The organism is Streptomyces sp. RGM 3693 (assembly GCF_050471125.1).
In the GTDB taxonomy this organism is placed as follows: Bacteria; Actinomycetota; Actinomycetes; order Streptomycetales; family Streptomycetaceae; genus Streptomyces.
Map to the genome: position 1 here is coordinate 2770311 of NZ_JBMPPQ010000001.1, position 14856 is coordinate 2785166.

The following is a 14856-nucleotide window of genomic DNA, read 5'->3' on the forward strand; positions in this document are numbered from 1 at the left end:
CTTGTTCATGCTTCGCTGCACGTGGAGGCCGGTCGCCCGACCTGCTGACTACCGCTCCGCGTTCGCGGTTTGCTAACCCTGCGTGTGACGGTCGCGGTCTCTCTGGAGCATCCGGTCTTTCCGTACCTTCTCTCTCATACGGGCCTGCGCGACCGCTGCCATATCCACGGGCGCGTCGACCCCGAGTTCGGCATGGACGCGCTGATAAATGCCGTCCTCGACCAGGCTGAGATCGTCGATGCTGCGCCACGGGATTGGGTCGACGAGCTTCGTGAGCTTCTTAATGCGCTCTACGAGGAAGTCGCATTCCATCGACCATTGACCGCGGAGGGCGCGGTTGCGGGCGTGGCTCAAGTCGGTCCAGAGGCTGTCCAGCTCGTCGTGGATGGCTGCGCGCAGCGTTTCGATTTCACTCATGGGGTGGGGTCCGTTTCTGTCGTTCACCGATGTTGTCATGGCTGCCGCGTGGCGCTGGGCTGGGTGGTGTGTTCGACGATGAGGCAGGTGGCGCCGCCGGCGGTGTGACGGCGTACGGTCGATCCGGAGTGGAGTGCTTTGACGGCGAGCTGGTGGCCGTCGGACCCGTCGTCGCAGGAGGCGAATCCCTGGTGGGTGCGGAAGACGACGGGTTCGCTTTGACCTGCGATGGTGTAGCCGCGTCGGCGGTACCAGCGCATGGTGGGGAAGGCCCCAGTGCGGATCTTGGCGAGGGCCAGGTGGGTGCCGGCGTTGCGGGCTGTGTGTTCCGCTGTTTCGAGGAGAGCTGTTCCGATGCCGCGGTTGCGGTAGGGCTCGAAGACGGCGAGAAGTTCGATTTCGATCAGGGCCTGGGTGAGGCGAGCGCGCTGGTCGGCGGATTGCCCTTGAAGCCAGCGGATAGGGGGTGTGGTGTAGAGCATGCCGGTGATGGTGCTGCCGTTGCGGGCGGTCAGGCAGTGACCTTTTCCGTAGGGCAGTGCTACGCGGCCACCGTGCTCGTCGATGGCGTCGGCGAGCGATGAGAGGGGTGCTTGCGGACTTTGGGTGTGGTCGCTGAGTGCGAGGGCCCCGAGGGCGGCTGCTGTTTGTCCGTCGCCCTTGGCCGCGAGGGTGATCGTGATGGCGTCGCTGCCTGGATGGTCGGTCATGGGCGCACCTTGGGGTTTGTTTGCGTGGGGTTGGGGAGGTCCGGCTGAAGGAACATGCGCTGCGCTGTGGGGTCCCAGCGGCACTGGCGGTAGAGCCGGTTGAAGTCGTAAGTGGCGTTGGGGTCGTCGGCGTTGCAGGGTTCGTATCCGTCGGGGGCGGGTCGGCAGTAGAAGCCGTATTCAGTGCACTCGGCTTCTCCGGGGAACTGCCCGGTCCAGATAGTGCTGCAGTTGATGTTGGGGTGGCAGCTGCTGCGTTGAAGTCCGGTGCGGGCGCATCGGGCGATGTCGCATCGGTCGGTGTGGAGTGCGCCGGGTGGGGTGGAGCAGTCGGGGCACGGGTTGTTGTCTGTGGGGTTGAGGGGGATTCGTGGGTGGGTGTTGGTGGGGGTGGTGAGGCGGCCGAGCCAGAGGGTGCGAAGGGCGCGGTCGAGGTCGTGGTTGTTGGCGATGGTGTGGAGGTCGAGGGTGCGGTGGATGAGTTCGCGGAGGAGCGTGGGATGGAGCTGGGCTATGGCCCAGTGCAGGGTGAGTCCGCGGTGTGGGTGGTGGTGGGCCCAGGTGGTGCGCATGCGGGTCGAGAAGGTGATGTCTAGGTCCCTGTTTGGGGTGTATGCGGCAATCTGTGGTTGGTTGATTCTCAGCCATTCACGGCCGGTTTCGGCGTAGAATTTGATGAGAGTTCGTCGCGCTTCGTCCGGATTGAGTGTTGTGCTGCGTCGTATGTGGAGCCAGCCGCCGGTCGAGGTGCTCCGCAGCTGGCGCAGTGGCTCGTTCTGGTCGTTGTCAGGGACGATCCGGAGGCGGTGCGGACGGCCAAGAACATCGAATCCTGCCCAGGGGACGAGTTCCTTGAGGGGGTCGTCGGGCGTGGTTTTGCCGAGGTTGGCACGCTGTCGGTAGATCCAGGTGCGGTGTCGTTTCACCAGTGTGTTGGCGTCCGCGTCGGTGGTGGTGTGGGGGCCGCGGACGATGATTGCGCCGTGCTTGGTGACGGTGAGGCCAAGGGTGGTCCTGTTGCTGGTGCGAATGGTGACGTCGACGGTGCCGACTCGTATGGTGCGGTCGTTAGCGGGCATGGTGGTGCTCCTTGGTCTGGCTGACGTGCGGTGGGGTCAGTGGTGGCTGCACACCCAGGTCTGAGGGATGCCGTGTACGGGGAGGTCCAGGACATGCCGGGCGGTGCACCCGCAGAGCTGACAGTCCAGGTCGAACGCCCGCAGCATCTGTAGGGGGCGTATCTGCTCGTCGTCGCGCAGGGTGATCGGGGTGTCCTGGCCTTCGAGGGCGAGCAGCCACAGTGGCTGGAGGTGGCGGTGCCTGGCGAGGATGGTCAGAGGGCGGTTGTTGCCGAGGAGGGCGAAGCTGTCGCCTTCGCGTAAGGCGGTGGCCTGGATGGTCGGGGGCTGTTCGATGGTGACGATGAAGCCTTTGTCTTCACGCGGGTAGGGGGCGGGAGGGTTCGGGGTGCTGGTCATGGCATGTCCTTCGCGGGCGGCGTGGTGCGTTCGATGGTGTGGATGGCTGTGATCTCGGCTGTGAGTCGTTCGTGGGCCTGATGGAGTTCGGCCTGGTGTTTGCGAAGGGCGGCCTGGGTCCTTTTCAGTGCCGTTGCTTGACGGGCTTCGAGTTCGGAGAGTCGGTCGATCTGTCGTTGGTGGTGGGCGAGTTGGTCTGAGAGGAGGGCGACGGCGGGCCGTCGAGGGCCGGGCCGTCTGCCGCCTCGCTTCTTGGCGAGTTGGGCCTGGGCCCATATGAGGAACTCGTCCCTGGGCACGTACTTGTTGGGCCGCTTGCCGATGCCTGTCAGCAGAGCGACTTTCGGGAAGTCGGGGTGGCGTTTGGCCCAGTTGCTGACGGTGGAGCGGGTGACGCTGACGAGGTCTGCTGCGGTGGCGAGGTTGATCAGTTCGGCTTCGCGGCCTTTGTATTGAGGGCGGAGCCAGGTGACGGAATCCAAGAGGTGTGTCCTTGGTCGACCGTCCTGCCGTTGGTGGGCGGGACGGTGTACTGCAGGCGGGGTGGCTGATTACGGGGACGGGCGGAGCTGCTCGGTGTGTGCTTCTACCGGGGGCGTGACACCAGTTCGTTTTTTCGCATGCGCCAGCCAGCGGTCTGGGCCCAGCTCTTGGGTGATCGTTCCGGTGTATCCGTAGGCCAGGCTGCGGACCTGGGTGCCCACGTGAATCTTTGGCTCAGGGGCGGGGCGCTCCGGCCATCCAGCGCGACGAAGTCTTGCCACAGGTCGTTCCAGTTCGCGTTTCGGAGGTCCCGAGTGGATACCTCGGTTAGATCTCCAAGGAGCCGTGTGGCATCGTTTGGAAGGTTTCTGGATCGTCCAGGCGACAGGATTCCCAGAGTTCGTGTCTCATGGCGATCTCTGTCCGCAACAGCTCCGCCACGGTGTTGGTTGCGCTCATAACTGTGTGCCTTTGGTGCAAAAGTGGGGGTGAATCAGCCAGTGGGGGAGGCCCGTTGCGAGGCGGGCCTCCCACGGGCCACGGTTAGGCTGCGGCCGGCACCGGCTCCTGGTGGTGTTTGGTCTCCTCGGAGTCCTCGGTGCTGCCGCCGGGTGCCGGGTCGGACGGTTCGGCTTTCTGGTTCTGCTTGGCCTGCTCGTCCTGCTGGGCGCGGCCCTTGGCGGCCGTCTCTGATTCGATGGCGCTCAGTGCGTAGCCCTCGGCTTCGAGGAAGGTGAGCCAGGCGACAGTCTCCGGATTGATGTTGCGCCAGGCCATGTCGTGCATGTGCTCGGACTCGTGGGCGGCGGCGACGTGGGCGAGGAGGATGCGCCAGGCGCGTGCGGGGCTGGTGCGGGCGATCACCTTGCCGAACGGATCGCTGACGCGGTTCCACTGCGTGCGGTCCTTGTTGGGGTCCTCGACGCCGAGGAAGTGTGCCGTCAGATCGGTGCGCTTGCGACTGATGAAGATGTTGTACGCGTAGCTGGTGCCGGTGATCATTGAAAGGACCAGTGGCCACACTCGGGTGCTGGCCTCGGGCTGCTGGCACAGGTCCTTGATGAAGTCGAGGCGCACGGTGCGGGCCTGCCGCCATGCTTTGTTGTTCTCGATCACCAGCCGCCGTTCGGCCTTGGCTGCTTCCTTGTCCGGGCCTGCCTGCTGCTTGTCCTTCTTGGCTGCCTGAGGGGTGAGGGGGTGGCCGTGCCGGTGCCAGGCGGTGCACAGCCAGATCACTTCGGCGTCGCGTGTGTCGATGCAGGCCGCATGCCCGGGGCAGTCCTGGTGAGTGTCGGGAGTGTGGGGCTGGCCGTCGTCGGTAAGGAGATCGGTGAGCGGGCGGGTGCTGGTACCCGACCAGCTCCAGCGCCAGTCCACGACCGTGACTTCCTGGGCGGTCAGCTCCTGGACGAGCTTGGCGCACTTGTCGGCGAGTTCCTTCTCGGCGCGCAGTTCGGCCAGGGCGTGCTGCCAGATACCGCGCTTGTTGTTGCCCTCCCGTATGTCGCGGGTCTTGGCGCATTGCAGGGTCTCCAAGGCGTCGTCGATGGTTTCGACTTCCTGGAACTCGGCCAGCTCGATCAGGTTGAAGCCTTCGTCGACCGCTTCGGTGAGGCTTTCGTCGGACAGCTGGGATGCCTTGGTGGCGGCGGCCAGTTCCGCGGGCTTGAAGCCCATCGCGCGGGCATGGCGATTCTTGCGGGTCTTCGGGATGCTCATGAGGGAGAGCTGCTTGGCGGCGTCGATGTCGTCGCGGATCGTGGCCTGGCGGCGGTGCTTGTTCTCGATGAACGACACCGTCAGCGCCGCGTCATCCACGCCGGTCAGATCGTCGCGGATGATCGCCGGGATGAGCCGGTAGGGCTTCTTCTTCGCCTTGGCCTTCTTTGCCGCGGCCAGGGCGGCGTTGTTGCGGCGCTGCCCGAAGATGATGCCGAGCTTGCCTTCGTGCTCGCCTGTCTGGGGGCGTAGCACGAGCGGGGTGAGGACGCCGAGTTCGTCGACGCTGGCCTGGAGTTCCGGATCCGGCTGTGTGGTGTCCTCCGTATCCCCGCTGCCGCGGTGCTTGCGGTGGTTGTAGGGGTCGACGATCAGGTCATGGGGGTCGAGCCAGCCGAAGCGGCCGGCGAACCCTTCAACGGGGGCTGGGGTGTTGGTGGTTGCGCTCATGAACGTGATCTTTCGTGGGTGGGGCGGGCGCCTGGCAAGGGGCGGCGCCCGCCCGGGGAAGGGGTGGCGAGGTCAGGCGGCTGCGGAGGCGGTGGTGCGCCGCTTGTTCGTACGCTTCGCCGTCGTGGCGCGGCGCCCGGTGCTCTTCACCTTCGCCTTGGGCTGAGGCTTCACCTTCTTCTTGGACTGAGGCTTCGCGTTCGTCTTGGCCGCCGAGGAGGCGGTGCTGGCCTCCTGGACGGGCTGTGCTGTGTTGGCCTTCGGGGCCTCGCTCTGCTCGGCGGGGGGCTCGACGAGAGCCGTGATCCGGGTGCCGTCGGCGCGCAGGCGGGGCCGGTAGCCGTCGAAGGCGGGCAGCAGGACGGTGCGGATGGCGGTGAGGATCTCTTCCAGCGGGGAGGCGGAGGTGAAGTGGACTCCGGTGCTGTAGCGCACGCCCTTGGGCAACCGGTTCTCGCTCGCCTGGTCGGTGCCGGCCGACTTCTTGGGGGCGGGGCCGCCGATGGCGAAGGTCGAGACGGCTTCGCCTTGCCACAGGTGGCGTATGCCAATCGCGCGGCCGTCGGGGTGGATGAGGCGGATGACCTTGTCTACGAAGCCGGCGGGATTGTCGTCAGGGTCCTCGCTCCAGCCGTCGCCGAGGGCTTCGGCGATGGGCTTGGCCAGCAGGTAGAGGTCGATCTCGCTGAGGATTGCCGCCTCGGCCGGTTCGGTGTCTTCGGTCTCGGGTGCGGCGGTGTCAGGCTCGATGGTGTGGATGTTGGTCATGGTGTGCTCCTGTTCCAAGAGGTGCGTGGCTGAGGGCGGGCGGTTGACCGGGGTCTGGGTGAGCCCCCCTCAACTTCTAGGTTAATTCTACTATGGATAGAGGGTGGGTCAACTTCGTTTATGCAGGTCAGGAGGGGGTTAGGGTCTACGCTGCGGGGGAGGGGACTTGCTCCATCATCTGTTGAGTCCGGCGGATGGTGGCGACGATCTGCGCCTTGCCGAGCACTTCGTCGCGGTGCTCGAAAACGGCGCGCGCCTCCTTCATCGCGTCCTCGACAGCGTTCGGGTTCGCCAGCGAATCGGCGCACGCGACAGTCACCCTCGGGCCGAGCTGCCAGATGATCGCATTCACCGAGGCGCAGGCGGCAGCTATCTGATCGATGTCGACCATCGACCACTGGAAATCCGCAGGTTCATGGCCGCGTTCGCGCAGATGCTGCGCGGCTGCCCGCAGTAGACCTCCACTGCCGGCGGTCGGGTCGTGAATGTGCGCTCCGGCCTTCGGCTCGTTCACCAAAAGGTTGATCTCCATGACCTGCCCTGCAGCGAGCATGTTGGCCATGGCGTCCGCGACCGGCGCCGGGGTGTGGTACTCGCCCAGCCCCTGCCGGGCTCCGTGCGAACGCAGGCACATCATCACCGGCGACAGGGCATCCGTCGCCGAGCGCAAGAAGGGGTCCTCGTGCGCGGTCAGATCGAACAGGCCGCGCTTGAGGGCGGTTTCGGCGACAGCGCGCACCGCGTGCATGCGGTACTCGTCGACGTCGTCGTTCAGCCACTCGTGAAGGATCCGAGCGCGGTCGATCAGGTCGGGACGGTGCATCCAATGCATCGACCAGATCTCGCGGAGCATCGCGATCATCTGCGGACCGTCCTGGGCGAGGATTTGCCCTTTAAGGTCCGGACCGTTCGGGTCCTTTTCCCTGATGAGGGCGAGCGCGGCGACCACACCGATCGGCACCTCGATAGCCGTGCCGCCGTGCCGGTTGTGCCACCGCTCGGCCACCGCTTCGCCGATCTCCAGGGCGCGCTGGTGCGGATCGCTCACGGGGCGTGGTCGCCCGGAGCGCCGAGCCTGCGACTGTACGGGCGCTGTCCGCTGCGCTCGCTGTGGCCGAGGTGCGGCCGGCGGGGGTGACTGGGCTTCAGGTGCTCCGGTGAAAGTGGCCGGGATGGGCTCGGGGTCGAGGTCCGCGAACAGGTCGAGCTGACTCACGGCGGGTTCGCCTTTCGTAGGGGAGTTGGGCATAGAGGGGCCCGCGCCGCCTGTCGGGGCGGCGCGGGTCACGGAAAACAGGGAGGGCGCGGATCGGGGATGCGGTCGAGATGGGGGCACTCAGGGGAGCGGCCGCCGTCGGTGTTGACGGCGGCCGCGCTTGGGCTAGTTGGCTCCGCCCATGGCCCAGTGAATGCCGCGCCTTTCGAGGGCTTTCTCGCGGCGGAGCTGCGCCAGGCGCGCGTCGCGCTCCTTGGCGGTCTCCTGCCACATTCGGATATCGGCGATGTCCTGGTGACTGGATCGCTGAGCGGCGAGCGCCGCAGCAGCCTCCGCGCCCAGAGCCTTCTCGCCGTTGTTGAGGAAGATCCCCAGCTCAAGGCTGTGACGGCCGGGGATCTTGGTCCAGTAGCGGCGGGGCTTGCAGGTGCAGGCGTGGGTGTAGCTGACCTTCCAGCGGCGGCCGCTCAGCAGCTCCTCGCGATTCACGAAAATCCTTCTCCTGTGTATTGGACGGGCACGAGGGTCGGAGCCCTTCCTTCCCTTCGTTGTGTTAATTCTACTATGGATGTGGAGAGGGGCAACTACGAAAGCCCGGCTCGCGCCGGCTTGAAACGGGTCGCCCAGTCCCGCAAGCCACGCGGGTCGACGATGCGCAAGTACTCGATGTAGTGCGCTGCCAGGCGGGCGTGCAGTGCGCGGGCTCCTTCGGTAAACGGAACACGCATCGGGAGGTGCCGTCGACCCGAAGGCCACACCAGGTTGGCGGAGTTGGGCGCTGCCGCTTCGATGTGCCAGGTCAGGTTGGCGATGAGCTTTCCTGGCGTCTGCTCTTCGATCTCCTCGTCCTCCATGGGCGAGATGCCCTCGTCATCGTCGGCGAAGAAGCTCAGCGGGCTGCCGAGCACGGCATCGTCTGGCATGTTGACCCATACGCGCTGCCCGTGCTCTTCATGCGCTTCAACGTCGATGACGCTGCGGTTATAGGCCAGGCACGTGCCGTTCCGCTTGGACAGGTACAGGACGGCAACACGATCGCCGCGGTCGTACTCGGTCATGTATGTGCTGATGCCCTGATGGGTCAGGTGAGGTGCGTGGGAGGTCATGTCGTCCTTGATTCCGTAGGTGCTGGTCATGCCGCGTAGGTGCGCAGTACGGCGTAGGCCGTGGCGATCGTGGCCTTGGGGAGGAACAGAGCCATTGGCGCGGCCGGGTCGGCGGCATTGGCGTCATGGCGCACCGTGACGTGTGCGTCAGGGCGGCGCAGGATGGTGAACCGGGGGCCGGCCAGTGACGGTGCCGCGCGTAGGTCCGGGATCGCGTCGAGCACGGCCTGTACGGCGCCGGCAAAGGGCTCCTGCTCCGCAGTGGTGGCTGGAGCTTCGAGCAGGGCCGCCTGGGCGCAGCGGATGGCTCGCCCGACAGAGAGGTGGTCCAAGAGGAGCGCCACGTGGCCGTCGTAGGGGGTAAGGACGTGGACGCTGATGACGGGTTCGCCGTCGTTGTTCTTGCGCAGCGCGATGCCGACGGAGTCCCGTTGCCATTGAGCGATCGCGGGTATGCCCGCGCTGCGCAGCGGCAGGCTCAGGAGACGCAGTGCCGCGTGGGCATCGCGATGACCGAGGTGCGGCAGCACCTGGCTGTGGATGAGTTCGGCTGCGCTGCCGCTGTCCACCTGCGTGGCCGGTGCCGTCACCGTGATCTCGGCGGGCCTGCCCGGGGCGCTGCTCATGGCTGCCTGGGCGCTGATGTGCAGTGCGTCTGCGTGCAGGTGGAGTTGGACGCGCAGCCCGAGGGGGTGGGCGAGGGTCGCGGCGCTCAGTAGTCCGGTCGCGGACCACTCGGGGCCGAGTGCGGAGGCGGTATTGCTGGCGAGCGTTAGTAGACGTGCAGGGGTGAGGTGGGCGCCGTACGGCATGGGATCGCTTCCTGGAGAAGGGCAGCGCGGTGCGCTGCGGGGACCGCGAGGGGTGCCGGGGGATCTCGACACCCCCGTAGGTTCGATGACAGGGGAAGGGATGAGGGACAGGCCGGTGTGCCAGCCGCCGAAGATTTCCTGCGCCACCGGATGCGGAGTGTGCAGGTGGTACCAAGTACCGCGACCAGGCAGGTGGTCGGCGTCGGTGATGCGGAAGGTGATCGGGTCACCGTGGACGTCACGCAGGTGCTGGTCGTGGCCGCCGCGCAGCCACACGCAGTCGCCCGGATCCACTACGCCTCCGGCTGTGCGGAGCGGGAGACCAGCAGCAGCACCGTCTCCAACGAGGCATTCAACTCGTCGTGATCGAAGGCCAGGGAGGAGGCGGCCAGCCGCGCCGAATGCTGCTCGGTACAGAAGCCTTCCACGCCACCTTCCGGGTGCTGCTCGGCCCACGACGAGGCGTAGTGGGCGAATGCCCGGGCGTACTGGTCTGCGGTGGACAGGGTGTCCTTGTTCGTGGTGCTTGCTGTGGACTCGCGGGCGCCCCAGGAGACGAACAGAAGCAGCTGACGTCGGGACTCTGGACTGGCGGCGGCCCACAGGGCACGCAGGCCCTGGTGGTGTCGTGCCAGAGTCACGTCGTCATTGCGGGAGGCGAGTTGACCGGCAAACAGTTGGGCAAGGACGGGTATCTCGCCCTCGAAGTCGAGTCCGTAGCTGGACATGCGGGCTTTTCCTTTCTGACGTACGGGAGTTGTGGCATAGGGCGGCCACCGCACTTTTTTTGGGGACCGAGGGGAATGGCGGGGCCGGGCCGGCGCGAGGAGTCACGAGCGGCGCGGACCAGGCACTCCCGTGAGCCGCCCGGCCCGTGGAGTTGGCGATCGAGCACGGTGGCCGTGCAGTCCGGCAGGCAGTGACCCACTGCGGGGTGATGCCGGTGACTCATGTGCCACCCGGCAGGATGGTCAGGAGTTCACTGACCCACGGGCGCAGTCACTGTGTACGGCCCGAAGGTGGCAGGCCGCGGAGATCAACGCGCACGCTTCGTCACCGCGCCCCAGGTGGCTGAGGGCGCACACCTCGAACATCAGCGCCCAGTCGCGCGGGGGAACGTTGTCGGCGAACTCGTCATAGGTTTGCGGTCGGCGTGCTGCGGGGAGCCGGTTCCAGGCATTGCGGACGATGCGTTGCATGGTCTGGTTGATGCGGCTGATCTGGCCGCCCTTCAAGCTGAGTTCGCCGATGATGTCAGCGGCGGCATCCAGCGGCAGGTGCTTGTCGAGCACGATGGGATCGTCTTTCGGAATTCAGAGGTACAGAGAGATGCCGGCCGGGGCCGCGCAGCGGCCGACAGCAGGTGATCAGCGCGTGACCTGGCCGAAGAACGGTCAGTTGCGGCACGGGGCGGCCCGCCTCGCGGTGAGGCGGGCCGGGTGTGGTGTCCTCGTCAGCGGATGTGCACGCGACGCCGGTTGGTGCGCATGATGCGTGCGCGACGCCCCTGCTTGATGTCGTGCTCGCGGTAGACCTCTGCGAGGACGTTGTCGGCGCCGACGACTGCGGTGACCGCGTCGTCGAGTACGGCGGTCTGGGCGTTCAGGGCGAGGGAGCGGAACCACGCCTCCATCGCATCGCCATCACCCTTCTCCAAGCCGAGGGCGTAGGCGTGTGTCTCCCAGGCATGGACGGTCATGCGGGCGGCCCACTCAAGGGCGGTGGCTGCCTGCTCCTCGGAGATGTTGTGGTCGATGGCGACCTGCAGAACGGCAAGCGGGTCCGGCGTCGTGTGCATGGGTGGTTCCTTACGTTGCATTCCAAGAGGTGATTGGGAGGGTTTCCCTCTCTCAACTAGTAATAATTCTACTACTGACGGAGGGGGTGTCAACTACGTTTCCGCAGGTCAGAGGCCCGATAGGTGCTGCTTTAGATGCGCCTCACGAAGCGATGCGGGCCTGACGGTCACCGCGCGAGGACCGCTTGCGGATACTGGCCGGGCCGGCCCGACGTGCCCCAGCTCGCTGCGCGGTCACCCGGCACGCCCCACACAACGGCTCCCCGAGCCTGCGATGCGCCTTGACTCCGCTACTTGTCCCGCACGTGCCCGCCTGCGACGCGAGTTTCGACAGCACCGGGGCGCCCTGGGCGGCCGCCACCGGCCTTCCGTTGATCCACGTGCGGGCCGCACACACCCCATCAAAGTGCCCCGCCTCTGGCCGGACCCGCTCATAACACTGCGCCGCAAATGGGCACTTGACACAGCCTTCCATCAGCGGCTCGCACTTTTCGATGACCTCGCGAGCATCGCGGCGAACCATGTCATCGCCCAGCACGTACCCCTCGACCCCGGCGCACGGAGCGGACGAGGTCCAGGCTGCGGAAGAGGTGGAGGTGATCACAAGTCGCGTTTCCTCGTGGTCGTGTGAGATCAGAACAGTGCGGGCTGCGCCTTGACGGGCGGGCAGATGGCTTCCAGCGCAGCGGCGGCCTCGCGGGCGAGCTCACAGGCACGCCGAACCCATTGCACCCCCCATGCCTCAAGCGTCCGGAACGGGATCGGGCACGTCAGGTTCGCAGCGTCGTGCGCCACCACGGACTCGACAGCTGCGCGCAGTGCGCCGTAACGCACCGGCGTGAGCCCGGCGTTCACCCTCCGGTGGAGCTCGTACCAGGCCATGAATCCGGATCGGGTGCCGCCAGGGGCCTCGATGCGGTAGCGGAATCCGCCGGGCGCGGCCGACCAGTGCGTCAAGCAGCCCGCATTCAGCTCGTCGTCCAGGCGCCGGACGCTGTGCGCGCCGCCGCCTTCATCGAACTGCCTCTCGCCCCACTTGATGCGGGCGACGAGATCCGGCAGGTCGATGAACTCCAGCAGTAGCGCAGGAGTGAAGAAGTCGTGGACGGCCATCTGAACGTCATCGTCGGTGAGGTTCATCACCTCTCGCCCCCTGTGGTGCGGGGGCACGCTGCAAGGTGAGCGGCGGCAGCCTCGATGAGCGGGGACAGGCTCAACTCCCCGCGAGGGTCGCAGCACAGGTCTGTCGGCACGGTGTCGTAGACCTCGCACCGCCAAGCGACACCCGGCTCATCTTCGGGAACGTGGGTCAGATGCCAGCCCATCAGCATGCCGCGGTCCAGCGGAAGAAAGTCCTCGGAGGCGACGACGAGCAGCGTGCCGTTCCGGGCGTAAGCGCAGACCGCCAGTCCGCCGCGGGTCTCTATGTACGGGTGCAGTCCGGCTTCTTCGAGGGCCTCGTGGACGTCGCCGTATGCGGCGAGTGCGCGGTGTTCCTCGGGCCCATAGGTTGCGCGGATGTCGGCCACCTTCGCGGCGGTGTCAATCATAGGTATGCAGTCCATGTGCAGCTGTGTGCACTTGCCTATTTCTGGTGAGTGCCAACTCGATGCGGTGGTCATAGGGTCTCCAAGAGGTGGCGAGCAGGTCCCTCCTGCTCGCAGGGGATGATTCCGCTACGTGCGGCGCAGAGTGAAGGTCGGCCCGCCGGTAGCTCCGTCGCACAGTTTTACATCAGCCTATTTCTGGCGGTTACTCTACCTCCCGCTCGCTGGTGGCGGTCTCCCGCCTCATCTCACGCATGTGAGCAAGCTGCTGCCGCGCCATCTCTGACAATCCCTCGCCTCCCGGCTTACGCCGTACCTCCGCCAGCAGCCGCTCGTTTGCCTCTCGCTCGCGGGTCTTGAACTGCTCCTTCTCTGCCCGTTGCTGCTGCTCCCGCAACTGCCTGGGACTCGTACCGCAGCTACGGCACGAACGCCCCGGCCCATCTGGATGCGTCGGGCATGACGGCGGGGCCTCGGCCTGTGCGAGCGGAGCGTTGCTGGGCTTCCCCGCAGCGTCAGCTGTGGGGGTAGGGGGGTTCTTCTCTGTGTATTGGTTCTGGTTACTAACTAGAAAGCCTGAAGAACCGGCGGCTGGTTCACCGACGCCTGGTTCACCGACGCCTGAAAACCCGTCCCCGGTCGGCTCGCCTGCTCCGTCGACGTGGCCGGGAGTGTCCTCCAACTTGCGCTCCAGTCTGCGCGCGACCCGTCGGCCCACCTGTCGGCTGTACTCCTCGCACGCCCACTCCTGCGCGGTGTCGTGAACCTCCGTGACCCTCACCAGCGTCCCGTCGTCCAGCCGCTCGGTCACCACCCGGTAGTAGCCATACGTCCGCAGCTCCCGCAGCGCCTTGCGCACCGCATCCCGCCCCTCCTGTCCCGCCGCCGCGATCGACTCCGAGCGCACCTTCCAGTTGTCCGGCTTCGCGAGCAGAAAAGCGAGGATGCCCCGTGCGCGAAACGAAAGCCGTGAGTCTTCGATGGTGGCCGTCGGCAGCACAGTGAAACCGGTGCTGAGGTGGCGGCGCAGGATCGTCACGGGAAGGGCCTCCAGGGCGGTACAGAAGAGTCAGTAATCAACAGCAGGGCCGAGACGCCGCGCGTGGGCGCGGGGCTGTCACGGGGCCGTCAGGGGGTTGGGCGGGCGGGGCTGATCTTGATGGTGCGGGGTGTCTTCTGCCCGGCGGCCGTGCGCACTGGCACCGTCATGCCGGCGCGGCGCAGAATGTCGACCATGGCCTGCGTATCGGGCAGCATCGGCACGACGAGGTCGGCGTCCTCGAACTTCTCGACCATCGCGGGGACGTCCACCTCCTGCTTCGGATTGCCTCCGCTCCAGCCCAACTCGTTGTCGCCGTAGCGGCCCTCCGGAGAGTCGGCGAGCATCGCCCGCGCCTTCTCCTTCAGCCGCTTGCCCTTCCGATACAGCTCGTGGCCGCGCACATAGTCCGCGAGAGCCTGGGCACGGTCGGCGTCGTCGCGGATGAGGATCGTTTGTGCGGGCAGTCCCGGCGGCACACCAGGCCAGCAGGCATCGCGGAAAGAGCAGTTGTCGCAGATGACGGACAGGCCAGGCCCGTCGTGATCGCGAGGCAGTTCCTCCGGACTGGAGGCTTCCAGGACCCGCTCGACCCACCAGCGGGCCTCAGAGGCCAGCCACGGGTCGAAGTCGAACTCCTGCAGGTGCTCCTCGCCGGTGTCGCGGCACACGAACCGGAACCGGATGCGTTGTACGTCGATTGGCCCGAGCCGGTGCAGATACCGCTGCCCGGGCACATCAGCGAACCCCACGGTGCGCAACAGGTCGGTGTACAACAGGACTTGTCGCATCTCCGCAGCGGTGGGGCCGTAGCGTACGACGCGGTCCCAGATCCGCCCGGACTTCGTCTTCACGTCCTCAACCGTCACGACGTCGGCGGGCTGGGTGGGGCGGTGACGCTTGGGAAGCCGCGCTGCGGTCGCCTCATCAAGCTGTACGACATCGATGTGGCCGCGCAGCACCTCGTCGGTGACGGTGCGCTCGACGAGCCACCCGTACTCGCGGCGCGCATCCTCCAGCAGGCCCTGGTGGATGTAGGTGCCGAGGATCGCCGTCCGCATGTCTGGACTGTGCGTGCGCTCGGCGTTGTGGAGGATGTATGCGGCTCGGCGGGAGCAGATGGTGTCCGAAGCGCCCAGCTGCCGCTGGCGGGAGCGGGGCCGGCGTGCATCGGCGGCGTGCGCGGCGTCCCAGATCGACACGGACGCGGGTGGGGTGAAGGCTTGCGTGCTCACACGGAACTCCAAGAAGGCATGCCGGGGCCCGGCCACGCGGACGGCGGGCCCCGGCAAGAGACAGGAAGAGGTCAGAGG

At 66.6% G+C, this 14856-nt stretch carries 18 protein-coding genes; all 18 read right to left on the bottom strand.

The genetic code is table 11. From position 1 onward, the window contains the following. Window positions 1-72 precede the first annotated feature (72 nt). Window positions 73-417 (bottom strand): hypothetical protein, encoded by a 345-nt coding sequence (locus ACO0M4_RS11880; protein WP_430369841.1) that lies wholly within the window; start codon window positions 415-417, stop codon window positions 73-75. A 35-nt stretch (window positions 418-452) separates the two neighbouring features. Next, complete coding sequence (locus ACO0M4_RS11885; RefSeq protein ID WP_430369842.1) at window positions 453-1127, bottom strand: GNAT family N-acetyltransferase; 675 nt, start codon at window positions 1125-1127, stop codon at window positions 453-455. Next, window positions 1124-2206: a M48 family metallopeptidase gene (locus ACO0M4_RS11890; RefSeq protein ID WP_430369843.1), complete on the bottom strand. Its 1083-nt coding sequence runs from the start codon at window positions 2204-2206 to the stop codon at window positions 1124-1126. Before ACO0M4_RS11890 ends, ACO0M4_RS11885 begins: the two co-directional genes overlap by 4 nt. Window positions 2207-2242: 36 nt before the next feature. Next, window positions 2243-2605, bottom strand: a complete 363-nt coding sequence (locus ACO0M4_RS11895; protein WP_430369844.1) for a hypothetical protein — start codon at window positions 2603-2605, stop codon at window positions 2243-2245. Next, entirely contained in the window at window positions 2602-3087 is a 486-nt protein-coding gene (locus ACO0M4_RS11900; protein WP_430369845.1) for a hypothetical protein, read from the bottom strand. The genes ACO0M4_RS11895 and ACO0M4_RS11900 overlap by 4 nt, the downstream gene beginning before the upstream one ends. Before the next feature lie 544 nt (window positions 3088-3631). Then, complete coding sequence (locus ACO0M4_RS11905) at window positions 3632-5257, bottom strand: ParB/RepB/Spo0J family partition protein (RefSeq protein ID WP_430369846.1); 1626 nt, start codon at window positions 5255-5257, stop codon at window positions 3632-3634. A 72-nt stretch (window positions 5258-5329) separates the two neighbouring features. Beyond that, window positions 5330-6025 (bottom strand): hypothetical protein, encoded by a 696-nt coding sequence (locus ACO0M4_RS11910; RefSeq protein WP_430369847.1) that lies wholly within the window; start codon window positions 6023-6025, stop codon window positions 5330-5332. A 145-nt stretch (window positions 6026-6170) separates the two neighbouring features. Next, window positions 6171-7073 carry an N-6 DNA methylase gene (locus ACO0M4_RS11915; protein ID WP_430369848.1) on the bottom strand — a complete coding sequence of 301 codons (903 nt, stop codon included), beginning with the start codon at window positions 7071-7073 and terminating at the stop codon, window positions 6171-6173. A gap of 333 nt (window positions 7074-7406) precedes the next feature. Further along, window positions 7407-7730, bottom strand: a complete 324-nt coding sequence (locus tag ACO0M4_RS11920; RefSeq protein WP_430369849.1) for a hypothetical protein — start codon at window positions 7728-7730, stop codon at window positions 7407-7409. 95 nt (window positions 7731-7825) lie between these two features. Continuing rightward, a complete protein-coding gene (locus ACO0M4_RS11925) occupies window positions 7826-8377 on the bottom strand; it encodes a hypothetical protein (protein ID WP_430369850.1) in 552 nt (183 codons plus the stop codon). Next, window positions 8374-9453, bottom strand: coding sequence for a hypothetical protein (locus tag ACO0M4_RS11930; protein ID WP_430369851.1), 1080 nt, complete (start codon window positions 9451-9453; stop codon window positions 8374-8376). Before ACO0M4_RS11930 ends, ACO0M4_RS11925 begins: the two co-directional genes overlap by 4 nt. Beyond that, the gene (locus ACO0M4_RS11935; protein ID WP_430369852.1) at window positions 9453-9887 is read right to left on the bottom strand and encodes a hypothetical protein; all 435 of its coding nucleotides are present in this window, start codon (window positions 9885-9887) and stop codon (window positions 9453-9455) included. The genes ACO0M4_RS11930 and ACO0M4_RS11935 overlap by 1 nt, the downstream gene beginning before the upstream one ends. Before the next feature lie 243 nt (window positions 9888-10130). After that, window positions 10131-10451, bottom strand: a complete 321-nt coding sequence (locus ACO0M4_RS11940) for a hypothetical protein (protein ID WP_430369853.1) — start codon at window positions 10449-10451, stop codon at window positions 10131-10133. 161 nt (window positions 10452-10612) lie between these two features. Beyond that, window positions 10613-10957, bottom strand: coding sequence for a hypothetical protein (locus ACO0M4_RS11945; protein ID WP_430369854.1), 345 nt, complete (start codon window positions 10955-10957; stop codon window positions 10613-10615). A 633-nt stretch (window positions 10958-11590) separates the two neighbouring features. Next, the gene (locus ACO0M4_RS11950; protein ID WP_430369855.1) at window positions 11591-12097 is read right to left on the bottom strand and encodes a hypothetical protein; all 507 of its coding nucleotides are present in this window, start codon (window positions 12095-12097) and stop codon (window positions 11591-11593) included. After that, the gene (locus tag ACO0M4_RS11955) at window positions 12097-12507 is read right to left on the bottom strand and encodes a hypothetical protein (RefSeq protein ID WP_430369856.1); all 411 of its coding nucleotides are present in this window, start codon (window positions 12505-12507) and stop codon (window positions 12097-12099) included. Before ACO0M4_RS11955 ends, ACO0M4_RS11950 begins: the two co-directional genes overlap by 1 nt. A 202-nt stretch (window positions 12508-12709) precedes the next feature. Further along, window positions 12710-13543 carry a hypothetical protein gene (locus tag ACO0M4_RS11960; RefSeq protein WP_430369857.1) on the bottom strand — a complete coding sequence of 278 codons (834 nt, stop codon included), beginning with the start codon at window positions 13541-13543 and terminating at the stop codon, window positions 12710-12712. 89 nt (window positions 13544-13632) lie between these two features. Then, window positions 13633-14778, bottom strand: a complete 1146-nt coding sequence (locus ACO0M4_RS11965) for a PD-(D/E)XK nuclease family protein (protein ID WP_430369858.1) — start codon at window positions 14776-14778, stop codon at window positions 13633-13635. Between the last annotated feature and the right edge of the window lie 78 nt (window positions 14779-14856).